Origin of the sequence: Hungatella sp. SB206, assembly GCF_051132295.1 — a bacterium.
GTDB lineage: Bacteria > Bacillota > Clostridia > Lachnospirales > Lachnospiraceae > Hungatella > Hungatella effluvii.
The window spans coordinates 3,447,882-3,473,459 of sequence record NZ_CP096603.1 but is presented as its reverse complement, the minus strand read 5'-3'; the positions used below and the strand labels follow the sequence as shown (position 1 = coordinate 3,473,459).

The following is a 25,578-nucleotide window of genomic DNA, read 5'->3' as shown; positions in this document are numbered from 1 at the left end:
AAAGCCAGGTATCTGTCGTATACAATGTTCGCCTCTCAATACACCCCCAAAAACCGAATCACCGGAGCGACCCGGCTCTCCAGAATCTCCACCCGAATTTCATTCGTTGTCACAGACTCAAACACCGCGTTCTTCCGGCAGCCAACCGTCTTCCCCTCGCAGAGCACCTGACGCTCTTCGCCGCAGACGCTGGTTATCCGGTATTTTTCAATTCTCTGGCTGAACCGGATGTCCTCCCTGATCACTACCATGGATACTTTAACCGGCTCCTCCCAGGTCAGACGGATCTCACAGCTTCGGATACCATCGGGAGTCTTATAACTGCCCTCTTCATCTGACTGGAGATTTGCCGCGTCGTGACCTGGCTCAGACCCGGTGGCAGTCATCTCCGCTTCCTCCACCAGATTATGGGCCTCGCGCCGTCTTAAATACGCCCCCAGTTCTCTCAGCCTCTCGGCATCGCGATCATGGATCAGCCCCTCTTTAGTCGGCGGGACATTCAGCAGCATCGTGCTGTTGCCGCCCACAGAGCGGTCGTAGATGGATACCAGATTCTCCCGGCTCCTCACCTGATCGTCCTCGGACTCATGATAGAACCAGCCCGGTCTTATGGAGAAATTCACCTCGGTGGGATACCAGACCAGATCGTTTTCTCCCTCCAGCACTGCCCGGCTTCCAAGATCCTGGTCTCTGCTCGAAAGGGTTCTCTGCCGAAACTCCGTCTCATCACTCTGCTGGCTGTTTTCCCTGATTTTTTCTGTATCCCGGAGCCGTCTGGGCACTACGCTCCACTCCTGCTCCCTGGTGTCTCCGGCTTCGTTGCCGCACCAGCGGATATCGGGGCCGCAGACGGAGATACAGGCTTCTGGCTGCAGACGTCTGATTACCTCATAGTACCGCTCCCAGTCGTAGCTCTGTACGTTACCATCAGGCCCCTCGCCACAGGCGCCGTCAAACCAGACACAGAAAACATCGCCGTATCCTGTCAGCAGCTCCGTCAGCTGTCCCACAAAGAAATCGTCGTACTGCGTTCCTTTTCCATAGCATGGTTCGTGACGGTCCCAGGGCGATAAATAGATGCCAAACTTTAAATTGTATTTTCGGAGGGCCTCTGACACCTCACGTACCACGTCGCCGTTTCCGCCCCGAAATGGGCTGGCGGCTACCGTATGAGCCGTATACCGGCTAGGCCAGAGACAGAAGCCATCGTGGTGCTTGCAGGTGAGAATCGCGCCTCTCATACCGGAAGACGCAAGAGTCTCCGCCCACTGTTCCGCATCAAAATGCTCCGGACAAAAAACAGAGGGGGATTCTGTGCCATCCCCCCACTCCCTGTCCGTAAAAGTATTTACGGTAAAATGGAGAAAACCGTAAAATTCCAGCTTCTGGTGACGCATCTGCCGCTCGGAAGGCACCACCCGGACCAGCTTTTTTTCCTGATCACCAATTACCAATATCGTTCCCAATCCTTTCTCATCCTCATAAGGGCTTCCATATAGAAGTAGTCCCCCCACAAGTTGAATTCATCCACGCCCGACTGATTGACCCCATTCTCCTTCGACCGTTTCGCATACGTTCCGTGAAGCAGAATTCCGGCTCCGGGCGCGCCATCTCTCAAAAGGCAGCGGTCCGTCAATGCCTTCATCAGCTTAGATGCCATGGAAATGAGCAGGCCTGCCTTTTCCTGCTCCACATAGCGGGCCATTTCCAGGAGGCCGCAGGCGGCGATGGCCGCGGCGGAGGAATCCCTCGGTTCCGGGCTTCCGTCATTAAAATCAAAATCCCAGTAAGGGATCAGATCAGACGGCAGATTCTCCATAAAACAGGCCGTCACGCCGTCAAAGAGGCGCATATACTCCGGGTCGTGGAAATAGCCGTAGCTCAGGGCGGATCCATAGATTCCCCACGCCTGGCCTCTGGCCCAGATGGACCCGTTGCGGTTGCCCTGCTGGGTGATTCCCTTCACGGGAGCGCCCGTCTCCGAATCAAAGTAATAGGTGTGATACGTGGAGTAATCGTCTCTCACCACATGGGCCATGGCTGTCCTGATATGGCACTCCGCCTTCTCCCGGTAAATGGGATTGCCGGTTACTTCTGATGCCCAGAACAGAAGGGGCATATTGAGCAGACAGTCGATAATCAACCGGTATTCTTTTGGATCGCCTGCCGTCCCCCACGCCTGGAAAAAACCGCCTTTCTCCTGAAATCTTCCCATCAGGTTGTCGGCCGCGGCCAGAGCCGTCCGTTTCGCCTGCTCTATGGCGGCGTCATTCGTCACGTTTTCGTGCTGCTCCTCTCCCATGGCTCCTTCTCTCTTTAAGAGGCGCCAAGCCGCCACACACGACGGGCTGAACAGGAACCCCATATCATGGTGGTCCACCACCACCCGTTCCTTCATGCGCCGTTCAAAGTCTGCCACCGAGGCCAGGGCTTCCCGCTTAAAAGCGGGATCCCCCGTCTCCTCGTAAGAGAGCCACATCTCTCCGGTCCAGAATCCGTCGGTCCAGTCGTCACTCTCCGTCTTCGGATAGATTCCATCCACACTGGCTGCCGCCGGAACGGTGCTGCCAAAGTATGCCATGTTCCTTTTTACAGTTTTCACACAGACGGCAAAGGCGTCATCTGCCTCCCGGGCCGTCATCTCCGGCGCTTCCGCCAGCCGGTTCGTCCTTTCATATCGCTTATTTTCCATATTTTTTCTCCCTATACTCCGATTACGCTTCAAACCACAGAATACCGTTAGCCTGTCAGAAGAAAGGCTGAAGCCCAGATAGCATTTTACAGTACACGCATGTCATACCTGCGAAGCACCGGTTCTTTTCCGTTCAGCTCATACGCGTTGGAATCGGCATGAAGTCCTCTTCCGTCCTGGCAGGTCACCCGGATATACGTCTCGCTGCCCGCGAGCTCAAAGGAGGCTTCCGTTACGGTCTCTCCCGGTTTTGCCGCCTTCTTATAGCAGTTGCGGCCTTCCATCAGCACATATATCTTTTCCACCGGACTGGTCTTCACATGAAGAACGCCGTCTTCCACATACAGTTCCTTTATCTCCGGCCCCATGGAGCTGTAAAAACTGCCATTTAAGAGAGCGTCCACAATGCTGTCGTAAGTCAGTTTTTCCGCCTTAATCATGGTAAATCCACCGAAGGAATCACAGAGGGGATCTCCGAAGGGAAAGCTGTTGTGATTATCATCCGTAGAAACACAGAACAGCCGGTTGCCCAGACGCAGCATCTCGTCATAGCTCTGCGGATTATAGCCGTACAGTCCGTCGTGCTCACATCCATAGTTGTAGATCTCCATGCCCCAGAAGCCGCGGAGATTCTTATAATCGTCGTAGTTCTGCAGGGACCAGTAAGGGTGGTTGTAGCAGGCGAAGAAGCCGTACTCCTTCATGTGATCGATATATCCGTTAATATAATGGTAATCGCCGTAACGGCTCTCCGGAAGGGGGCTCTCTTTCTTTTCCTCCTGAAACTCCTCCGGCTTCGAATCGTACAGGTTGATATGATACGTCCTTACCCTGGAGAAATCCCCAGGCACTTTAAAGTGCTCGTTTATGTCCACCTCATAGGCGGCCAGCGCCACGAAATTATCATCCATCAGCTCCCTGTGCCACTGATATCTGCGGTGGTCCGTGTAGGCTACCACGGAATACCCCTCGTCCATATACGCTTTTTTAACCTCCTCCGGTGTCAGGCGGCCATCGGAATGGATGGTATGACAGTGAAGGTTTGCTTTGTAGAAGGTACCTGTTTCCGGGATTAAATAAATTTTGTTTGACATTGTTTTACTCCTTCCAGGATGTGAAATTTCTAAATTCGCAGAACTTCTTTCCGGTAAGCAATCCATTTCCGGACTGTCAGGAAACAGATCGCCGCCGAAACCGCCGCCATGAGAAACCAGATTACGATGGTGGCGTTCCAGCCCAGGGCCACAGACAGCGCTCCGATTCCGTAAGTGGAGACGGCGCCGCCTGCGTAGACCGAGGAATTTAAAAGACCTGATACGGAAGAGGCTCTTCCGATCACGCCAAAATACGATGGGAGCACCGCAATCAGCATGGTGTTGACCGCCATCATCGCCGTCGTCGCCAGCGCCAGCATCAGAAATGACACCGCCATGCTCCGCCCCGACACCAGACGCAGCACCATTATTGCCGCCGCGCTGACAACGAAAAATGCTCCCGCTGTCCGCACCTCATTCCGAAACCAGTGAAGATTGGCAAAGGAGGCCATATAGACCCCAACAGGTTAAAAACAGGAATAACCATGGTGCTTGTGATTGCCATAATGGCGCTCAGTCCGTAGGTCTCGCTGATATAAGTCGGCACCCAGGTGGTCACGCCGTCCTTCAGCGCGCCCTGGACAAAGAGGGCCATCATCAGAAACAGAAATCCCGACTGGATTAAAAGACTCTTCCAGTTTACGGCAGCTTTTGCCGAACGGTCGGGCTCACCAGAGGGTATTCCCGTCATTTTCCCGGATTCTGCCGCATACCGCTCTACCCGCTTCATGCCTGTAATCCAGAACAGCGAGGTAACGGTCAGCACCGCGCCCGCCAGAACGAACATGGCCCTCCAGCCGGACAGCCATATTACAAGCGCCGTCAGGCCGTAGGCCGCCATCGTTCCGATGGGAACGGAGCTGTTTAAAGATACACACGCCTTCATCCTCGTTTCCGTCTTATAATACTCATACATCAGCCGGATCATGGGCGACCAGATAAACGCCTGGAACAGGCCATTTACGCACCAGACCGCCGCCATCAGCTCCGGACTTTTCACACCGGCCATTGCCAAATTGCAGAAACCGGATACCATCAGCCCCGTGAAGACCATTTTCTTCGGGGCCAGGCGGTCGCCTAAAAAGCCGCTGACAAACTGCCCCGCTCCATAAGCGATAAAGAACGCCGTTCCGATCATCCCTGCCTGACCTTTCGAAAATCCCTCCGAAGTGATGATCTCCGTCAGACCGGCTGAATAATTCAGCCTGCCGATATACGTAGAAAAATATGTAATCCAACACAGCCGGAACAGAAGCTTTTCCATCCTCACTACCCTTTTACCGCGGAGGAGTTGACTCCCTCCACGAAGTATTTCTGCGAGAATAAAAACAGCACCAGCACAGGCATCAGGACCAGCGTCGCAGCGGACATCTGAAGCGCAGGATCCGTCACCGTGCCTTCCGTAAACAGCTTAATACCAACAGACAGCATCTGCTTCTCCAGGCTGGAGATGAAGATGTAAGGCCCCATATAATCGTTCCAGGACCACACGAACGTAAACAGAATCAGCGTCACGATAGATGGCTTCGCCAGAGGCAGAATGATCCTTGAATAGATCTGGAAATGGCTGCATCCGTCGATGCGGGCCGCCTCGCTGATCTCCTCCGGGATGCCGATAAATGCCTGACGCATCATAAATACAAAGTAGATATCGAAGGTAGCCGGCAGCACCAGAGACCACATGGTATCCAGGATGTGAATCTGCTTAAATATAACATACCTCGGAATCAGCATAATGTCACTAGGAATCATCAAAGAAGTCAGAAGAACCAGAAAAATTCCGTCCCTTCCCTTGAAATTAATCTTGGAAAATGCGTAAGCCGTGATGGAAACCACGAAAACCTTGATGACAATGGTGGTAACCGTCATCACGATGGTATTGATATACCACTGTCCAAAATCGTAGTATGGGTCACCGAACAAGTCCGAATAGTTGGAAAAAATGATCTGATCGGGAATCAGCTGAAGCGGCTTCGTGAGCACGTCACCTGAAATCTTGAAGGATGATGACACCATGAATAAAAACGGGTAGATGCAGACAAGGCCGATGGCAATCAGAACAATCGTCCAGCCCCATGACATCTTTTTATCTTTCTTAAGCATAGCTCTTCCTCCTTAATAGTTGACCCATTTTTGCTGTCCGCGCCACTGAATCAGAGTGATGATTAAGACGATGATAAACATCACAAGAGCCTGTGCACTGGCATAGCCTGTCTGGTAGTTGGTAAATGCGGTTCTGATAATGTTGATGGACATAACCGTGGTTGCCTGTCCCGGACCGCCTCCGGTCAATGCCTGAATAGTGGTGAAGTTCTGCAGGGATGTGATCACAGAACTGATCATTAAGAAAAATGTGGTCGGGGAAATCATCGGGATCACAATATTCTTAATTCTCTGCCATTTGCTGGCGCCGTCGATCTGAGCGGCTTCCAGAAGATCCGCGGATACGTTCTGAAGCGCCGCCAGATACGTAATGAAGTTAAGGCCGATGCCTTTCCACACGGCGATGCACACTACCGTCGGAAGCGCGGTATTTAAGCCATACAGCAGATACGGCGGGTTCTCGCTGCCGAGAGCCGAAAGGATGTACACTACCGGACCGTCGGGACCAAGCAGCAGCTTGAATACGACGGCTACTGCCACCATGTTGGATACGTAGGGAAGAAAGAACATGGAACGGACCAGGTTCTTGCAGTGGATTCCCTTGTTTACCATATACGCGATGAAAAAGCCGCATACCATGATTAACGGCACATACATCAGGGAGTAAAGGCCGGTGCGTCCCAGGGCCTTCATGGTATCCACATCCGTAAACATGCGGATAAAGTTGTTGATACCAACAAAGGACGCGTCCTCCAGCTTGCTGATATAACGGACATTGGTAAAACCAAGGACCACTGCAATCAAAAACGGCAGCCCCTGAAAAATAACGTAGCCGATCAGATACGGAGCGATAAAAAGAGCCCCTGTAAAATTCTCCTTTTTCTGAGCAATGGAGGTTTTCACTTTTACTTTTGCATTGCCATTACTTTTCATAAACACACCTCTTTACTTTCTTTTGGCACAAAAAGGGCAGCCCCTAAGGTTTCCCGAATGGACTGCCCGTCAGGTCAGACTAGATTACTGCTTATCTTCTTCGATTGCTCTGTTTGCCTTATCCTGAATCTTGGTTACTGCGTCATCGATGCTTTCCGCACCCTGGCCGTAAAGCTGGCCCTCTTCAATAATTGCCTGAGATATGGCTGCGTCGCCGTCGCCAATGATTTTTTCAGAAAGTGCCTTGCGGCTGCTGTCAAACCATGCGGTCTTGAAGTCTTCCACAGTGAGACCATCAAACTCAAATGGCTTCGCCAGAGAGTTCTCAACGTACTCATTGATCTCTTCGTCTGTCAAATCAATTCTTGCAGGTACACGGCCCATGCCCAGCGTGTACTGGTTCTCAGCCATGCAGGCTGCCGCTGCGAAAGCCGCGTCCTTGTTCTTACTGGTAGTAGGTACTGCGTAGCATCCCGGTACAGTCAGAGTAGACGGATCGGTTCCCTCCGGATAAGGCATCGGAAGCAGACCGACTTTCCAGTCTCTCGGGTACTTGTCAAACTGATTTAAGATGGAAGTTACCCAGCCGCCGCACATGAACATACCGTACTTTCCGGTGGTTGCAAATGCATTCCACGGTGTGTTGGAAGCCTTGAATTCCAGAATAGAAGGCTGAATCTTCTCTGTATTGCCTAAGCCGTAATAGAACTCCAGGCTCTCTTTAAATAACGGATCGTCGAAGTTGGCTGTGCCGTCGGCCTTGTATGGCTCCCAGCCCTTCTGTAACGCGTACATGTAGTTGTAGCAGTCATAGTCCAGCATTAAGGATCCATATATTCCCTTGGAGCTGTCTGTCAGCTTCTTCGCTGTCTCGATGTATTTTTCCCATGTCCAGCCATCTGCTGTCGGGTAGTCAACACCTGCATCGTCGAATATCTGCTTATTATATAAGGTGATCCAGATATCAGAGAATGCAGGAAGACCGTATACGTCTCCGCCAAATTCCGGAACGTAATCGCCAAAGGTTCCGGCGATATCGTAGCCTGCCGTCTCAGCAAGCGCGTTCATCGGCTCTAAGACGCCCGCGTTGTAGAACGCCTTTAAGCCTGGCTTTGTGTTGTAGATCAAATCAATCTCATCACCAGCCATCAGGCTGACCAGAGTCTTATCCACTTCACCGGATTTCGCGTTCGGAATCACGAAGAACTCAATATTAATACCGGTTTTTTCCTTAACCAGTTCGATTAACTTCTGGTTCTCTTCTCCAGTACTGGCTGTCTGTGTGGTCGCATACTTTAGGGTCACGCCGTCGAATGGCTTGTCAGAAGCAGCCGCCCCCTCTGTTGTCTCGCCCTCTGCTGCCGTCTCACCTCCTGCTTTTGTGGTGGTTTCTGCTGCCGCTGTTGTGGTTGTATCCGCCGGTTCCGCCTTCTTTGAAGAGCAGCCGGCCAGCGACCCTGCTGCCATTGCCGCGCAGAGCGACAGGGAAACAACACGTTTTATACTTTTTTTCATTGTGGTAATTCCTCCCAGCTAATTTATTTGATGCTCTAATTGTAGCGTGAAACCCGACCCGAATCCATAGTTGGAATTTTACCTTTATTGGTTATTCTTGTCCTTTGCCGATATTTTGGGAACTGTAATGATTACGATCGTTCCGGCTCCCTGTCTGCTCAAAAGCCGCACGCTGTTCTGGTATCCGGTATAGATGGCGATTCGCTCCTTCACACTGTAAAGGCCGATTCCGGTCCCTTTTCGTCTTCGTTTCCCCGGCTCTGTCTCGCTTCTGACCGCCCCCGTCTCAATCTGGCGGCGCACCTCCTTTAACTGACTTCTCGTCATGCCGCAGCCGTTATCCGCCACGCGGAACCGGATCACCTCCGCCTCCTCCCGGATATCGAGCCGGATCTTCAGCACCCGGTCGATCCCTTCCATGCCGTACATAAAACAGTTTTCCACCACCGGCTGCAGGGTCAGCTTGATCATGGCATAGTTATACAGCTGATCGTAATCGACGGTGCTGTCGAATTCAATCCGCTCCTTATAGCGGTTCTTCTGGATATTCACATAGGCCATGACGTGTTCCACCTCCTGCCGGATGGGGACGATCGTCTCACCGTTTCCGATGGACAGCCGGTACAGCCGCCCCAGCGCCGCCGCAATCCGCCCGATGTCAGGGCGTCCCACCTCATTGGATTTCCAGACGATATTTTCCAGTGTGTTATAGAGGAAATGGGGATTGATCTGTCCCATGAGCACTTCCAGCTCCAGTTCCTTTTTCTTCTTCTCGCTCTCCACCTGTTCTTTTATATAGTGGTTGATCTGCACCAGCATGGCGTTGTAGTACATCATCATGCTCTTGATCTCCCCCTGGTACGCCTCCGGTTCCACGTATGCCTCCAAATTGCCGTCGTATACCTCCTTCATGGAAGCGTCCAGCACCTCCACCGGCTGAAGAAACCGCCTGGAGATCCAGTTGATGATGGCGATACATGCAGTTACACAGACCACCATGGCCGCAATAATCTCCTTGAACAGGCGGTCGACGGGCTCGGTAGCCGCGCTTAAGGGAACCACGGTAAAGATCTGCCAGTCCGCGTTGCTTAACGGGCTCAAATCTGTAATATATGGCTCATCGTTATACTTAATCTGATGGCTGCCCTCCGCCGCCGCTTCTGCAAGTTCCATGATACGCTCCGGCATCCGGCACGTCTCGACAGCATTCTGATCCGACGAAGAGACCAGACGGCCGCTGCCATCCACGATGTAGACGGTCCCCTTCATTTCCTCGGCCGACGCCTTATAAAGCTGATAGACCTGATTCTCCTCCAGCACAAAAAACTGGGTATAGAGCCACGTCCCGGTAAACGGATGCAGAATCCGGCGCATACAAGTGATCACCTGATCTGTCCTCCCATCCCCTTTTTTCGTCATGCTGAGGAAATTACTCTTCAGGGGCTGCCACTGAAACATGGACAGCATCGTCCGGTCCTCGGCGCCCATGTCAATCATGATCCGTTTGATATCCTCTCCCTGAAAATAGGGATCCAGGAAATTATATACTTCCTTGTTATTTCCGTAAATGGCGCTGATCCGCTGGCTCTTACCCAGCGGGTCCGTCTTCAGAAAGTAGTTGTTCATTTCATAGATATCCCGCTGCTTTTCGATGGTCGCTCTGTCATAATCCCTGTCCAGAAAAGCCTCGATCTCGGCGTCATAGGCAAATTTATCCGACACCAGCTGCACATTATAGAGCAGCTCGTCTACCTGTGCGGCGATGGCGTCGGCCCTCTGGCGGATATTTCCGATTGCCTGATTCTTCATTTCCGTCCGTGTCTTTAAAAACAGTACGGACGCAACCATCGTAAAGGGCAGAAGAACCCCTACCACCAGATAGAAAAACAACTGCTGTCTTAAGCCGCGGTCCATATAATTGCAGAGCCGTTTCCACAAATCTCTCATCCTGTCTGTCCCCTTCGTTTCCATCAGTTGTGGAGTCCCCGGTATTCATTCGGACTCATGCCGCAGTGCTTCTTAAATACTTTAATGAAGTTAGAAGCATCGGCGTATCCGGTCATCTCTGCGATCTCGTAGATTTTTAGTGACATGTCCCGCAGCAGCCGCTTGCTGTGAACCATCCGCTTCTGTGTGATATAATCGCTGAAATTAAATCCGGTTTCTTTTTTTAATACCTTCGATATGTAAGCCGGGTTTTTCCGAAAATGTTCCGCCGTTGCCTCCAGTGAGACGAGATTGGAGCAGTACTCCCGGTCCAGATACTCACGAATGGAGGTCACCAGCAGCCCGGTCTTCTTCTGGCCTGCCGACAGATCCGGCGCCATGGAAGAGACGTGCTTCACCGTGTTCCCGTAGATTTCAGGCAATTTTTCCTCGCTGCCGCACAGGCCGCTAAGTCCTGCCAAAAGGGCCAGGCCGTAGATGTCGCCGATCTCTACCTGAATCTCTTTGATGCAGCGGCCTATGGCTGCCAGTTCCCCGTCGCTGCCGTCCTTCAGTGTGATAATCCCTACCACCTTCCGGTCCCGGTTTAAGAAGAAATGTTTCTCCCAGACCATCTCCCGGCTGTTGCAGTACCGGATAATCTGCTGCTTCAGCTGGTAGTGATCGTCTCTCTCCCCATTTCCCACAGGCTGGGCATCCAACACCGCCATCATACAGCAGCCAAAATTCATACCGGCGTCTTCCATCTCCTCCTTCCAGCCGTACTCTTCCTCTCCGCCCACATACCCGTCCAGGAGATTACTGAGAACTCTGGCATAGGACAGTTCTTTATTCTGCATGGCCGAAACCTTCAGCGACTCCAGTTCCCGCCGTCTGACCCCCTCTTCGTCCAGTTTCTCCTTCAGCCGGTGAAACAGCGTCTCAAACTCATCGATATCCGTGGGCTTTAAGAGATACTCCGTGACCTGGTTGCGGATAGCCATGTTTAAATACTCCACATCGTTGTATCCGCTGAGAATGATGATCTTAATCTCCGGATTATTTTCATGGAGGTACTGCATCAGCTCGATCCCGTCCATCTTTGGCATTCGAATATCGGACAGCACCACGTCCGGATGCTTTTCCCCAATAATGCGAACAGCCTCTTCCCCGTTCTCCGCCTGCCCCGCCACTTCAAATCCCCATTCATTCCACGGAATCCCCCGTGCCATCCCGCGGCGGATATCTTCTTCATCGTCTACGATCAGTAACTGGTACATGGCTGTTTCCTCCTTGTCGTATTTTCATGCTGCATTTTACCATTTTCTGGATACTTCTGTCATTTATTGTATAACGTCTTTTGCTTCCTGACAATAAAAAATGTTTTGGGCGCGAAGAAAAACGAGCATGGTCTACATTTAAGTATACTCTGCTCGTTTTATCCATTCTTATTATTTGTCTTTACATCTTGATGGAGGTTTTTCAGCCTCTTTCCTACTCCCCATCGTAATAATCAGCCTCGTCCTCCAGCTGAAACACCTTGTTTCTTCCTATACCCTGCAGCAACCTCCTGTGCCCGTTTCTCTGCCCGTCTCTCAATATCCTGCTCATCCACCTCACTGTTCTTAAGATAGTTCTGTGCCTCTTCCTTTGAAATAGATTCAATGCCGGTAATCTGTCCGGCCGAGTCCCGCACGACTGACAGATCAGCCGTTCCGGTCTCATCCACCCAAAACGCAGGGTACCAGCCGTCAGTCTTATCAACGAACAATCTCGCTTTCTGTCCATTATAGTACAGGGCGTTTTCATTCGCACGAAATGTTATTCCGTAAGCGCCGTAATACATATTATATTTCTTTCCGTTTTCCAGAGGCTCCGGATTGGAGTAATTGGTCTCATCTGCATAAAAAGCGTCGTAGTATTTCTGCGCTTCCTTCTCGGATATTGCGCTTATACCAGTGATTTCTCCGGCTGAACTGCGTACAGCCAACAGATTCACTGTGCCGTTTTTATCATAATAGAACGTTTCATCAGAATATGCATCATTGAAAAGCCTTATTTTCTGTCCCTTGTAGAGAAGTGATGTGCCATCATTGGAAATCGTAACGCCAAAGGAGGAATACTTCGCATAAATTGAGGGGTCGGGCACAAACCTGACTGCAATATCTTCTTTAATATAGATGAAATCATCCGGAATTCCTGCTGCGGCAGCGGAGGTAGCTAATGTACTTCCCACACCAGCCACAACAGCGCAGGCGATTACCATGGAACAAACCGTTGTCTTTTTTATCTTCATAATTGCTTCGATCCTTTCTTCAATTGCATTTTTACTGAAATGGTTGCATAAAGGGGTAAGTCCGCTCTTCTTTTCCTCCATGTCAATTAGCGTAAGCGCATAGGCTGATTTCATGGTTTCTCCGAACATCCGCACAACCCGTTCATCGCAGGACAGTTCCATATCCCGATTTGCTAAGGTATACATGATCCACACCAGGGGATTAAACCAGTGAATACACAGTGCGGCAGTCAGTAAAATCTTCGTCGCGCCATCAAAACGCCGGATATGCACGTACTCGTGTGCGAGGACGTATTGCAACTTTTTCGAATCTGTCCAGTCCGTTTCTGCCGGCATTAATATGACAGGCCGGAAGATTCCATAGGTAAGCGGAGCCGTTATACCGCTGGTCTGACGAATTGCAATGGAACGTCTGCACTTATGCTCTGCCAGCCATCGGATCGTAAATTCGTTTTCCACCAGCTGGGAAGTCATGAACTCGAAGCGGCATCTGACATAAGCTATGGTAAAATACAGCGTACAAAACACCAGTCCGATGCCCCAGATCCAGCCCACTGGTGTCAGCCCCACGACCGCGGCAGTGTTTTGTACAGCTGCCGGCGCGGTGGTGACCGGGATAACAGGCAGTACGTTTGCGATTGGAACGCCGCTGATCTGTTCTGCTCCCGAATACTTTGCAAGAGAGTAGACGCTGAACGGCGAGGGCCAGGTAAACGGCACCAGCAGCCGCGCCAGGACAAGCCCCCATAAGGCAGGGAACGTCTTTTTAGGCAGCCGGTTGATGGAAATCGCCCGAATGGCGGTTATAACAAAGATCATCACTGCAGCAGAAATACTCATTTGAATCAGGCTCATGCTCCATCCTCCCCCAGCTCCTCAACCATCTCTTTCAGCTTCTCCACCTGTTCCGCAGTCAAATTCCTTCTGCCCAGCAGAGATGCAAACAGCTTATCCACCGAGCCGTCGAAAACCTTATGCAGCAGTTCGTCTGTTTCCTGTGCCTGCACCTGTTCCTGTTTAATAAGCGCATGGCAGACAAAATTGGGATCGGTCCGTTCCACGGCTCCTTTTTTGATGCACCGCTTTAACAGCGTATAGGTGGTATTGACATTCCAGCCGTACCGCTCTTTCATCACATCGGCAACATGCTTTGCCATGCTGTCCCCCTCTTTCCAGAGAACGTCCATAACCTTTATTTCACTGTCAACCAGTTTCATATCCATTTGATTCACCTCTTTTCCTTTCATTTATAAGACTGGAGTAGTATCCATACCCATATACTACTCCAGTCTTACAAGAATGTCAATACTACAATTGTCTTATTTTTAATTTGTTTCAGAAAAAAGGAACGGACCGCTGACAGCAGCGAACCGCTCCTTCTCTCCTCATACATACTCACGCTGCAGACTCCAGATTTATCCCGTCTTAAAACGTCAAATATAACGTCTGACCGTCTTCATATACTGCCGGTACGCATCACCAAACGTTTCCATACACCACCGCTCTTCCGAGAGAATAATCCAATGAGAGGCGATCTGGAATACAACGACAATGCCGCACAGAATTACAGACCGGGTCAGTATCACACAGCCGATAAAATAGAGAAAATACGACAGGTACATCGGATTGCGTGAAAACCGGTAGAGTCCGTTCTGATTAATACCGTCTTCGGATGGGGAGGCAAAATCTTTGATTGTAGCTGCACAAAATGTCAATCCCAGCAGATAAAACGCCGCTCCTGAAAAGAACTGCCAGGAGACCTCTGGTTTCACCCTGAGAAAACACAAGTACACAAAGATTGCGGAATTGGATATCTGGTAGACCCAATATGCGAACACTTCATTTCCCGACAATGGGGCGAAATGGGCCGCACGTTTTACTGCCTCGCTGCTGAATCGCGCCAGGAGGCCAAATCTTATCAGGATAAACGGGATTATCAGAAAAAAGCCATTCATTTGCAGTCCGCCTTTCCGCCTCACTCCTGCCCTGTCCGGAGCGGTTATGGATCATCACATCGGTTTTAAATTCTTATTGAGCCGGTCCACAATCCACGAGAGACGCTTTACCCGCCCCTCCTCGGTTTTGGGGTCCAGAAATGCTTTCGTATACGTCTTCTTCACGGATAAGGACATCGCCTGAAAATTCGTACAGGCCGGTTCAAACGCCTGGAGGGCAGCCGCTAAGGAAGCGATCTGCTCCTCTGTAACCGGCTGAGGCTTAGGGGCGTCCCACTGACCGTTTTTCCTGGCCTCCTCGATTTTCATTCTGCCGTAATCAGTCATCAGCCCCTGTTTTTCAAGGGCTTCCGTCAGCTTCTTGTTTTTCTCCGACCACTTGCAGTTCGCTCTGCGCAGAGAAAAATACTTTTTATAGGTTTGATCGTCGATACTCTGCATCTGCCCGTCAATCCAGCCAAAACAAAGGGCTTCTTCGAGAGCTTCCCCCGCCTTCACCGTTTTGGGGCCGCCTGTCTTGCCAAACAGCAGCCAGACGCCTTCGCTCGACAGGCAATTGGCTTCCAGCCATTTCCTAAAGTGTTCTCTGTCAGGAAATTCCATTACCTCGTTCATATTCTAACCTCTCCTTCTGGTAAACGGCTTTTTCCTACTTCTTTTCAATGATCTCAAGATTCACACCATCCGGATCGAGGATGAAGAAAAAGCGGGTATTGGGGTTCGGCTGGAATGGTCCGCTGACGATCTCCACGCCCTGTTCTTTCATGTGCTCCATCGCCTGGTCCAGATCTTCCACGGAAAGCCCCAGTGACGGACATTCTCCATATACAACAGGCTCTGCCTCCGTATTGCAGATTAATTCAATCTCCGCCGGACCGTCTGCCATAAATGCGATCTCCGTGTTGGGGCCGCCAGGAAATCTGCGTGCCAGCTTCATCCCCACTATGTTTTCATAAAACTGAATGGATTCTTCCAAATTTTTTACGTGCAGCGTTGCAAATATGAATTTCATAATTTTCCTCCAAAGTATATAGTCAGAACGTTGATGTCGCTTCTGCCTGTTATTATATCGTATCCGGCGGCTTCTGTCACTTTCTTTTGAAACCGTCTTCAGCCCGGTAAGATTGCAAATCAAATCTGCATTTTCAACCAAAACAAAAGGGCGTTCTAACGGCATATACATTTCTGAAGCGCTGCCAGCAGGCGGTCAAAATCAATCGGTTTTGTGACGTGATCGTTCATTCCCGCGGCCATCACCTTCGAGATATCCTCTGCAAATGCATTGGCAGTCAATGCGATGATCGGGACAGTCTTCGCCCCCGGATGGCTGCTGCCGCGGATCTCGCTTGCCGCCGTATATCCGTCCATCACCGGCATCTGCAGATCCATGAGAATCGCGTCGTACGTCCCCGGTTCTGAATCGTTGAAGAGCTTCAGCGCCTCATACCCGTTCTCCGCCCTGTCCACGATAAAGCCCGCGTCCCGCAGCAGCGTCTCCGCGATTTCCATATTCAGTTCATTATCTTCCACCAGCAGAAGCCGAAGCCCCTGGAGACTTGTCTCCAGCTTTCTCCCGGTATTGCCTGACAGCGCCCGCAGAACTGCCGCCTCGTTGCCTTCCTCTTCCAGAGTTCTGATGGTAAGTGTGACAATAAAGCGGCTGCCCGCGCCCTGTTTGCTTTCCACCCGGATACTTCCCTGCATGGCCGTCACGATGCCGTGAGAGATGGACATACCAAGGCCGGTGCCCTGAACCTTTCTCACATGGCAGTTCTCCTCCCGGGCAAACGGAACAAATATATGATCCAGGAACTCCTGGCTGATGCCGATCCCGTTGTCCTCAACCGTAAATACAAAGCATCCCACCCCCGGAATTCCCGACGTCATCTCCTTGGTAGTGACGGTGATTGTACCGCCATGGGGAGTATATTTGATGGCATTGTTGATGAGATTGATCAGGACCTGGCGGATCTTGCCGGCATCTCCCAGGAGATTGTCATGGATGATATCTTCTGTCAGGAAATGCAGGGCCTGTCCCTTTTCCATCGATTCATTATAGACGATGCCGCCGATCTCGTGGAACAGGCCTTTTAAAGAAAACGGCGCTTCGGTCAGCGTGATCTGCCCTCTCTCGATCTTGGACATATCCAGGACCTCGTTAATCAGATGCAGCAGATGGCTGCTGGAAAGACTGATTTTCTGAAGACAGTCCTTCACGCGTTCTTCATTATCCGCCTGACCCATGGCGATCGCCGTCATTCCGATTATGGCGTTCATCGGTGTCCGGATATCATGAGACATCTGCGCCATGAAATTACTCTTGGCCTCGTTGGCATTCCTGGCTGCCTCATACGCTGCAAACAGCGCCTGCTGGCTCTGCGCCTCCTGCTCCTTTTCCTTCTCAACATTGTGAGAGGCTAAAATAATCTTGATTGGAACCCCGTTCCTGCTCTCTGCCAGGATGATGTGAATCCGCATCCAGCCATAGTAACCGCTGTAATCCCTGCGATACTCCAAATCATAGATCGTTTCGCCTTCCTGCACCCGTTTCTTAATCGCCGTCAGACACATTTCCTGCTTAAAACGTTCCTTGTCCTCCTCGTGAATCAGATGTTCATGGTAGATTTCAAACAGCGCCCCATACTCATCTGAATGGTTCAGCCGCTCTGCAACATCCTTCCGGATGACGAAGGTCTGGAAGGTCTCTTCCACCAGGTCCACATAGAAAACAGAGTGGTAGAAAGCGGAAAGTCCCTTAATGATATTCTGAGATTCGAAATACAGCTTCTTTTGCTGTTCTTCCATTAACTCCGTCAGCTTCTGCTCGTTGATATCCATGCTGGCAAAAATCACCCTGGTGAGGACGCCATCCTCAATTTCCGCTATGCTGAACCGGGCGCGGACCCATCGGATACAATCCGGATAGAGTCTTCGGAAATCGACTTCGTAGACTGGCTGCTCCACGGACAGGGTCTGACGCAGGAAATCAATACTCCCTGCTCTGCGCATTTTCTCCTGATCTTCCGGGTAGACGTAGTGTTTCACAAACTTCTCATAATAAACATCGAGCGCCCCTTTGGGGAACTCTCTGTTTTTTTGAATGAAGTCCTCCTGCCAGATCGCCTCCTCCGTGTTGTTCACATAGTCGAACAGGTAGATGGAATAGTAGCACTCGCACAGATTGGCCAGGATGGCTTCCCGTCTCTGAATCTCATGCTTATCATCCACATTCCTCACAGTCATAAGAATCCTGTCTTCATAATTCTGACTGATGAGGGCGGAATAATAGCTGTAGGCATGCAGTCTGCCCTCCTGATCGTACATGTGCAGCATGCCTTCCCTGTATTCACCGGCGCCATAATTTTCCGCATCAAAAATGCGTTCAAACTCCCTCCGGTCTTCCGCTGGCATAATTTTTACAGCCTGCTCCCGGAAATCCGGATACCGCCCTCGTCTGGAAAGCTTTAACAGTTCTCCCGAATAGTAAATGCAGTTATACTCTGCCTTTTCGCAGTCCACACTGATGAGCAGCGTATAAATCTGAGACACCGCAACCTGCGCGCTGGCCTGATCGATCCGTTTTTCCATCTCGCCATCCTGCTCCTCCATGGCTGCGATAACCCAGGGATATGCCTCGGAGTACTGCTTTAGGGGAACCACCTTAATTCTCCGCCACCGTTTTTCCTTCGTCCTGTAAATCGCTTCCATGCCGGAACTGTCCGCATGAAATCTTTTTTGGATATACTCGGGATTGACGGCATTCAGAAACAGTTCACGGTTTTGCCGCACGATCTCACGTTCCGCATAGTTATGGAAAAATGTCTCAAAGTCCGCCGCCCCTTCGCCAAACGCTTCCAGCTGCTCGGTGGCTTTTATAATTCTGTATTCACCTGTATGGAGGTTACACAGGATGATCCCCTTAAAATTCTCATTCAGTTTTTCCAGTATGGTATCATACTCCTGCTTCAGCATAACCGTGTTGGTGATATTCTGGTGGTATCCCAGCAGACAGGTGCCCTCTTTATAGTTCTTATCTCTGATCCCGCCGCAGCGCACATAAATCTGCCCCCATAACGGGTGGTGCCACGGATACTCCACCTCGGCCCTCTCATCGGCACACATCCGACGGACCACATCCTGGACCATGGGATAGTAATCCGCATCGATCCGGTCATACCATCCCCGGTAACACTCCTCCGGAGACGGCTCGCCGGTAAAGCCAAGAAGCTCCAGCATGGCCTTATCCGCGTACATTCTCGGTTCCCGTCCCTCTTCCAACTCTATCGCCCACAGACCGGTCTGAGCCTCTTGCAGTATTTCCTGAATCTTCTCTATATCTCTAAAGTGTTCCGCCATTCGCCTTATCCCCCAGCTTCCAATAGTAACCCGGCGATTTTCTCACCAATTCCGGTCCCCTGATCTTCCCTCATACTGTACTTCATTTTATCAGATTCGGCCTCGTATTACAACTTATTTACACTTGCTGGTTGTATGAAAGTTGCAGTTCACAGCCCCGTCGTCCTCTGCTTCCCGGTCTGCCCCGTCTGGCTTATGCGTGGTTTCCAGTGACTTTGCAGGGGATTAGCAATTCTTAACGCGCAGGATTTTTCGTTCAGGGGAAATTCCCACCTGTCTGAGCGCAGCGAGTTTGGGAATTTTCCCTGGTTTTTAGAAAAATTCTGCACGTTTAGAAGTGCTTATCCCCGAAACTTGAACTGGAAACCACGCATAAGCCAGACGGGGCAGACCGGGAAACAGAGGACGACGGGGCTGTGAACTGTAACGTATGAAAAAGGAGTTACAACAAACAGCCCGGCTTATCACCAGGCTGCTTGTTTGTAATCTCTATACCTCTGCTGTTTTCTGAAACGCTTTCCCATTACCGACTCTGTCGTCTTTCGTTACCTGGAGAGCCCGGACTGCATTTAAGATGGCAATGACGGAGACACCCACATCCGCAAATACTGCCGCCCACATGCTGGCAAATCCAATGGCACCCAGGATCATCACGATCGCCTTGACTCCCAGTGCAAAGACTATATTCTGGTGAACGATGCGCAGAGTCTTTCTGGATATTCTCATGGCCGCCGCAATCTTGGACGGCTCATCCGTCATAATGACCACATCAGCCGCTTCAATGGCCGCATCGGAGCCGAGTCCGCCCATGGCAATGCCGATATCGGCACGCGCCAGAACCGGAGCATCGTTGATGCCGTCGCCCACAAATGCCAGCTTTCCTTTTTCACTGGTCTGAGACAGCAGCTGCTCCATATGGCTTACCTTATCCGCGGGAAGCAGCTCTGTATACACTTCATCCAGGCCCAGCCGCTGCGCTACATTCTCGCCCACGGCCTTTGCGTCGCCCGTCAGCATGACGGTCTTCCTGATTCCCGACTGTTTCAGTTCCCGGATCGCAAAGGCCGCATCCTCCTTCACTTCATCCTCGATCAGGATGGCTCCCCTGCTGATTCCGTCCTCTGCCACGTAGACAACCGTTCCCGTCTCTCTCACCGGTTTGAATTTGATGTGATTTAGATTCATCAGCCTGCTGTTGCCAGCCAGTACGGTCTTTCCGTCTAAGGATATGGAGATTCCATGGCCGGCAATCTCCTGAACGTCAGCCACTCTGGAGGCATTCAGTTTTTTTCCATAAGCATTTACTATGGATTTCGAGATCGGATGGTTGGAATCCTTTTCCGCGTAAGCGGCCAGCTCCAGAAGCTTCTCCTTCGTAATCTTTTCCGGGAAGCACCCGCTGACTGCAAACGAGCCTTTTGTCAGCGTACCCGTCTTATCAAAGACAACCGTTTCTGTTTTAGCAAGCGCTTCCAGGTAGTTGCTGCCTTTGATCAGAACGCCGCATTTGGAAGCGCCGCCGATTCCGCCGAAGAAACTGAGCGGTACAGAGATAACCAGTGCACAAGGACATGAAATAACCAGGAAGGTCAGCGCCCGCTCAATCCAGACCGCGAACGGCTGTCCTGCCAGGAGCGGAGGAAGTACTGCAAGAAGCACTGCCGCAGCTACAACGGCCGGCGTATAGTATCTTGCAAATCTGGTGATAAATGCCTCGGATTTCGATTTCTTGCTGCTGGCATTTTCCACCAAATCGAGAATTTTGGCCACGGTGGACTCGCCGTATGGTTTCGATACCAGGATTTTTATGGTACCGCTCTGATTGATGCAGCCGCTTATCACATCGGCTCCCGGTTCCACCTCCCTTGGCAGGGATTCCCCGGTCAGGGCCGAGGTGTTCAGGGCTGAACGGCCTTCCAGAATGGTTCCGTCGAGCGGTACCCGCTCTCCCGGCTTTACCACGATCACTTCGCCGACAGCCACCTCATCGGGATCGACGGATACGATCCCGTCTTCTCTCACCACATTTGCGTAATCCGGCCGGATATCCATCAGCCCGGATATGGATCGGCGCGACTTGCTGACCGCGTAGGACTGGAACAGTTCACCCACCTGGTAGAACAGCATGACAGCGACGCCCTCCGCGTACTCGCCTAAGAACATGGCACCCACGGTCGCCACCGTCATCAGAAAGTTCTCATCGAATACCTGGCCGTGTAGAATATTCGTAATGGCCTTCCAGATGATATCCCATCCAATCACCACATAGCTCAGCAGGAATCCGGCCAGTTTCCACGTTGGATTTAACGGAAGGGCCACGGTAATCAGGCAGATCGCTGCTGCCGCAAGAATCCGGTATAACTGTTTTTTCTGTTTTTTTGTCATATCATTTTCCTCTTCGTCTGCGGCGGCGGGATTATGCTGTGCCGCCGCGCTTTTATAGATGCAATTGTCTCTCGCTTACACATGATTCTCAATTAAATCTTCTTAACGGTTACATCCGGTTCTATCTTCTTTATCAGCTTTACGGCTTCTTCCGCAATCTCCTGGAACCGGTCATCGGCTGCCTCCAGAACCATCTTCTGGCTCAGGAAGTTGACCTCCACATTTGTAACTCCGCTTATCTTCTTAACAGCGCCCTCAATCTTCGCAGCACAGTGTGCACAGTCTAAATCTAACAGCTTAAATGTTTTCTTCATAAGGAATATCCCCTTTCAATTTTTGTTTCATATGAATACTTGTTCATATGTTCATTTGTATTCTATAATAGATTAAACGATTCGTCAATGGATAGAGCTATACTTTGTCCGTTTGGATCAAAATGCTGTCTTTTTGGAGCCATTCGGGCTCTATTCAGGTCTTTGGGGAGTGTACAAAAGAAAGATTATCTGGTTTATTTTAAACTTTGGTCCACAGGGGTATACTTCGGATATGGCGGCCAGCTTCGGGGCGAAGCTCGGTTCTCTTCCGGTTCCGCTGTTGGCTCCGGTCGGCCTTGGCTTCTGGCAGATTGTCGTAGCGCTGATTGCGGGTATTTCCGCAAAAGATGTGGTGGTTCCAGCTTTATTGTCCTCACCGGAATCTGACGTTTTTTATTTCGAAGCAGAATATTTCTTCCAACTGTGTTACAATAGCAGTAAACAGACGAGGAGGCTTTCCGATGGATGAAGTAACAAAACCGCGCTATCAGATCTATTATAATCAAAAGCCGCTGGCTCCGCAGGTTTTCTCCGATCTGCATGTCCAGTACCAGTATGGGAACCGCGAAAATCCCGGAAGTATGGATGTATTTACCATATTTCCGGGAATCGAACTGATCTATAATGACTTTTCCATGGTTTACTGTGACAGCAGCCTGAAGACCGAGAGCGAACTGCTTGAGATAGATTACTGCTACCAGGGCCGCAAAGAATGCCAGTGGCTCTGCGGCGATTACCTTTACCTGGGCGAGGGCGATTTATGCATTACCCGCATGGAGGATGGCACTCCCGGCCTCTGCTTTCCCACGGGCTGTTACTTAGGGATTACGATTGTGCTGGATCTGGGAATTCTAAAAGACCATATGCCCCCGCTTCTGGACAATGAAAAACTGCGGCTGCAGGAATTCGGCGACAGATTCTGCCCCGGCAGTCACTTCCTTGCAATCCGTGCCATCCGGCAGATCGGTCATATATTTGGCGAACTGTATCAGATTCCTCAGGAGTTCCGCCATGACTATTATAAGATCAAGGTTCTGGAACTCCTCCTGTTCCTGAGCATGATCGATCCGGAACAGGAACGCGCCCTGGACCGTGTCACCAGGAATCAGATCGACATTATCCGGCAGGTACAGCGCCGGATCACGCAGAATCTCCACGAAAATATAACGATCGATCAGCTGGCAAAGGAATTCTGCATCAGCCCAACCTCCTTGAAAAGCAACTTCAAGCAGGTCTACAGCACGACCATCAGGGACTACTTAAGAAGGGAGCGCATGGAGCGGGCCTCCGCCCTGCTTCTGACCACCGGCAGCACCGTGGCCGATATCGCGGCTTCCCTGGGGTATACGAATCAGAGTAAGTTTTCCGCCGCGTTCAAGGCAGTCCATGGGCTGACACCGGTGGAGTATCGCAGGAAGTGCCGGCATGAGCCGAAGGATTGATTCATGTATCACACACAGAGCTATAATAACAGACTTTCACCTCTAGAAGCTCCGGTTCATTTCCAATTGTCTGACACCAGATAACCGTTTTCTCTGCTCCCAGCCATTCCTCGCTGATATAAGCAGTATTCCGGCTTCCTCCTCTTACCTCCGGAAATGAACCGTTTGGAAGGACCAGTCTGCTGATTACTCTGTGATTGTTTACAATCGTCAGTTTTATATCCTTTCCCTGGAAAAACAGTTTCATTTCCTTCCCGTCTTTTCTTTCCAGCGGCAGAGTCATCATATAATTTTTTCCCTTCAGAAGCTTTATGGGATACGTCGTTTGAACCGCCTGCAAAGGCATCTTAAACGTTTCCACCGGCAGCATACCGTACTCACAGTCCGTCTGTGCATTTCCTGCAATTAATGTAACGTTTCCTACCCGGTCAGTGGAAAATTTACGTTCTGTTCTCAGACACACCTCAATCCGGTCATTTTTTGCATAGCGGCTGATATCGACGACAGGATCATCCTTCAGCACATCTGCCTCTAAATGCCCATTTACGTAAACATGAACGATGCAGTCCGCCCTGGAAAAATGAAGATACAGTGAATCCGCATTATCCGGCACAGTAATCCATTTGCTGTAGACGCCTCTGACAGGACTTACCGCCCTGCTGTAGGAATCAATTCCCATTATGGTATTATAATTGGAGTGACGGAAAAAGTACCATTCGCCCACCGGCTGTTCATCCAGATCAAACAGCCAGTTATCGCTGATATCCTCTCTGCCATTGATGCGAACAATTTTCCCAATCCCCTTCAGAGAATTCATTCTCAGAGACTTACAGCGTATATCATCGAAGTTACTGTGTCCCCAAATTTCCGTATATATCTGGTAAATTCCAGGCTGTAACTGACGAAATATGCTGTCTCCTCTCCCATAGATCACATCTGTCTGCTCTCCGTCCCGGCATATGGTAATAATATCTGCCGCTTCCTGGAAAAGAAATTCTCCGCCCTTTTCTACCGAAAAACGGTAACAGCCGATTCCTCTGTACTGCGGGATCTTCTCCATTGGTTGTACTGGTGTTTTCTCAAATTTCATTGCCGGTAATACTGCATCAGCTATGGACAGATGGGATATCACCCGTTCCTCCGCCTGCTCCTCCAGCTTCCCCTTCATATCAGGCAGACCGGGAATCGGCATCACAGCAATCTCCTTCGGCGATCCAACAATCAGGTTAAAAGACTCATCCTGATACCCGCCGTTTACTGTCTTTATTTCTCCGTCCATATCAAGTACCGCAATAAAGTCCCCATAGCCATACATTGCTGTTGTAGTACGGTCCTCTTTTTCCTCAACAAAGCCAATCTCATAACTGCTGTATAAGAGGGTTATCCTCTTTTTGTCTGAAAGCACAACATTGACCGGCAAAAGTCTGGTCTCCAGAGACGCCATTAACAGGGTCAGTTCAAAGTCACGATATTGCAGACGAATGGTATCCTTGCGGTCCAGATTGGACAATTCCAGGAAATCTCCCCGTGTCGTATGAAGCAGGGGAATCACCGCGTTTACCGGCTGGCTGGATTGAATCACCATACCTTCCGCCTTCATTGGAACCGCCTCCGCAAACTCTGTCGGAAATGAATTCAGCAGGCCGGACAGAAGCCTTGATTCGTAGAACTGATCATTTACCTCTCCGGCAGAGCCAATCATGGAATCAAAATCATAATCAGCAGCCATCAGCGCGATGGGATTCTCACGTGTTCCCCAGTTGGTAATTCCATTATACCACTCCATCGTATTACCGGCAGTCTGATTATAAGGTCCCAGCAGCTTTGCACCACACGCCAGCAGACGCTTTAAGTAGCTGTGCTCCCGGTTTGTCTCTGAGATTAAAAACGGCATATTCCGATCAGACACAGTAGAATAAAGATGAAGTGCTCTCTCCTCCGTCCCCGGAGAGTTAGAATCTGAATATACATTAAATGCGGTATAAAGTCCCGGTGTCAGCCCACCCGCACGCAGTAAATCGTTCTGGCCGCAGCAGTAAAAAAGCGGGATTTCAATACCATGGCCTGCTGTCATACTCATGAGCTTCTCCATATAGCTAACAGGGCTCTTGCAGTCAAAAAAATCCAGTTCATTCTCAATCTGCATGCAGAGTACGGTTCCTCCCCTGCTTATCTGAAATGGTTCCAGAACAGGCAAAATGTGATCATACCATGTTCCAATCTGCTTCAGAAACTCTTCGTCGTCCTGTCTGACAGAAACGCCGTCTGCAGCCAGCCATGCAGGAAGTCCGCCTCCATCCCATTCCGAACAAATATATGGACCCGGCCGTGCAATCACAAAAAGCCCATGCATCTTTGCCAGTTCCAAAAAAGCATATACATCACGATTTCCTGAGAAATCCCATATTCCCGGTGCTGTTTCATGATAGTTCCAGGGGAAATAAACATCAATTGTATTATAGCCGGCCGTCTTAAGAAGCTTCATTCTTTTTTCCCATTTTTCTCTTGGGATTCTAAAATAGAACAGGGAAGACGCCAGCAAAATATTAGACAGTTTCATTATATTC

21 protein-coding genes are annotated in these 25,578 nt (G+C 50.5%); 2 read left to right on the top strand and 19 right to left on the bottom strand.

Annotated features, from left to right (window positions below):
* Positions 1-35 precede the first annotated feature (35 nt).
* The 18 genes from M1L66_RS15185 to M1L66_RS15100 all read right to left on the bottom strand — a co-directional run bounded on the left by M1L66_RS15185 (position 36) and on the right by M1L66_RS15100 (position 21,569).
* Positions 36-1,466, bottom strand: coding sequence for an alpha-L-fucosidase (locus M1L66_RS15185; protein WP_434693883.1), 1,431 nt, complete (start codon positions 1,464-1,466; stop codon positions 36-38).
* Complete coding sequence (locus tag M1L66_RS15180; RefSeq protein ID WP_187024430.1) at positions 1,448-2,692, bottom strand: glycoside hydrolase family 88 protein; 1,245 nt, start codon at positions 2,690-2,692, stop codon at positions 1,448-1,450. Before M1L66_RS15180 ends, M1L66_RS15185 begins: the two co-directional genes overlap by 19 nt.
* Before the next feature lie 86 nt (positions 2,693-2,778).
* Positions 2,779-3,786 carry a PHP domain-containing protein gene (locus M1L66_RS15175; RefSeq protein ID WP_434693880.1) on the bottom strand — a complete coding sequence of 336 codons (1,008 nt, stop codon included), beginning with the start codon at positions 3,784-3,786 and terminating at the stop codon, positions 2,779-2,781.
* A gap of 29 nt (positions 3,787-3,815) precedes the next feature.
* Positions 3,816-4,154, bottom strand: coding sequence for a hypothetical protein (locus M1L66_RS15170; RefSeq protein WP_434693878.1), 339 nt, complete (start codon positions 4,152-4,154; stop codon positions 3,816-3,818).
* A complete protein-coding gene (locus M1L66_RS15165; RefSeq protein ID WP_434693876.1) occupies positions 4,154-5,050 on the bottom strand; it encodes an MFS transporter in 897 nt (298 codons plus the stop codon). Before M1L66_RS15165 ends, M1L66_RS15170 begins: the two co-directional genes overlap by 1 nt.
* 5 nt (positions 5,051-5,055) lie before the next feature.
* Entirely contained in the window at positions 5,056-5,889 is an 834-nt protein-coding gene (locus M1L66_RS15160) for a carbohydrate ABC transporter permease (RefSeq protein ID WP_002604406.1), read from the bottom strand.
* Between the two features lie 12 nt (positions 5,890-5,901).
* Positions 5,902-6,822, bottom strand: coding sequence for a carbohydrate ABC transporter permease (locus tag M1L66_RS15155; RefSeq protein ID WP_029466216.1), 921 nt, complete (start codon positions 6,820-6,822; stop codon positions 5,902-5,904).
* 84 nt (positions 6,823-6,906) lie between these two features.
* Entirely contained in the window at positions 6,907-8,337 is a 1,431-nt protein-coding gene (locus tag M1L66_RS15150; protein ID WP_434693873.1) for an ABC transporter substrate-binding protein, read from the bottom strand.
* 84 nt (positions 8,338-8,421) lie between these two features.
* Positions 8,422-10,284: a cache domain-containing sensor histidine kinase gene (locus tag M1L66_RS15145; RefSeq protein WP_434693871.1), complete on the bottom strand. Its 1,863-nt coding sequence runs from the start codon at positions 10,282-10,284 to the stop codon at positions 8,422-8,424.
* 23 nt (positions 10,285-10,307) lie between these two features.
* Positions 10,308-11,543 (bottom strand): response regulator transcription factor, encoded by a 1,236-nt coding sequence (locus M1L66_RS15140; RefSeq protein WP_434693869.1) that lies wholly within the window; start codon positions 11,541-11,543, stop codon positions 10,308-10,310.
* Between the two features lie 233 nt (positions 11,544-11,776).
* Entirely contained in the window at positions 11,777-13,414 is a 1,638-nt protein-coding gene (locus M1L66_RS15135) for a M56 family metallopeptidase (protein ID WP_434693866.1), read from the bottom strand.
* Positions 13,411-13,782 (bottom strand): BlaI/MecI/CopY family transcriptional regulator, encoded by a 372-nt coding sequence (locus M1L66_RS15130; RefSeq protein ID WP_002604418.1) that lies wholly within the window; start codon positions 13,780-13,782, stop codon positions 13,411-13,413. Before M1L66_RS15130 ends, M1L66_RS15135 begins: the two co-directional genes overlap by 4 nt.
* Before the next feature lie 210 nt (positions 13,783-13,992).
* On the bottom strand, positions 13,993-14,514 hold the full coding sequence (locus M1L66_RS15125) for a methyltransferase family protein (RefSeq protein WP_434693864.1): 522 nt from the start codon (positions 14,512-14,514) through the stop codon (positions 13,993-13,995).
* Between the two features lie 54 nt (positions 14,515-14,568).
* Complete coding sequence (locus M1L66_RS15120; RefSeq protein ID WP_434693861.1) at positions 14,569-15,129, bottom strand: YdeI/OmpD-associated family protein; 561 nt, start codon at positions 15,127-15,129, stop codon at positions 14,569-14,571.
* A 34-nt stretch (positions 15,130-15,163) separates the two neighbouring features.
* Positions 15,164-15,526, bottom strand: a complete 363-nt coding sequence (locus M1L66_RS15115; RefSeq protein ID WP_187024439.1) for a VOC family protein — start codon at positions 15,524-15,526, stop codon at positions 15,164-15,166.
* A gap of 155 nt (positions 15,527-15,681) precedes the next feature.
* On the bottom strand, positions 15,682-18,870 hold the full coding sequence (locus M1L66_RS15110; protein ID WP_434693858.1) for an ATP-binding protein: 3,189 nt from the start codon (positions 18,868-18,870) through the stop codon (positions 15,682-15,684).
* A gap of 489 nt (positions 18,871-19,359) precedes the next feature.
* The gene (locus M1L66_RS15105; protein WP_434693856.1) at positions 19,360-21,255 is read right to left on the bottom strand and encodes a heavy metal translocating P-type ATPase; all 1,896 of its coding nucleotides are present in this window, start codon (positions 21,253-21,255) and stop codon (positions 19,360-19,362) included.
* 92 nt (positions 21,256-21,347) lie between these two features.
* Complete coding sequence (locus M1L66_RS15100) at positions 21,348-21,569, bottom strand: cation transporter (protein ID WP_002604426.1); 222 nt, start codon at positions 21,567-21,569, stop codon at positions 21,348-21,350.
* Between the two features lie 169 nt (positions 21,570-21,738).
* Here M1L66_RS15100 and M1L66_RS15095 point away from each other — a divergent pair, with 169 nt between their 5' ends.
* Positions 21,739-22,038, top strand: a complete 300-nt coding sequence (locus M1L66_RS15095; RefSeq protein WP_434694378.1) for a hypothetical protein — start codon at positions 21,739-21,741, stop codon at positions 22,036-22,038.
* Positions 22,031-23,011: a helix-turn-helix domain-containing protein gene (locus M1L66_RS15090; protein WP_434693853.1), complete on the top strand. Its 981-nt coding sequence runs from the start codon at positions 22,031-22,033 to the stop codon at positions 23,009-23,011. Before M1L66_RS15095 ends, M1L66_RS15090 begins: the two co-directional genes overlap by 8 nt.
* A 1-nt stretch (position 23,012) precedes the next feature.
* Here M1L66_RS15090 and M1L66_RS15085 read toward each other — a convergent pair whose 3' ends face one another.
* Complete coding sequence (locus M1L66_RS15085; protein ID WP_434693850.1) at positions 23,013-25,571, bottom strand: beta-galactosidase; 2,559 nt, start codon at positions 25,569-25,571, stop codon at positions 23,013-23,015.
* Positions 25,572-25,578: the final 7 nt, after the last annotated feature.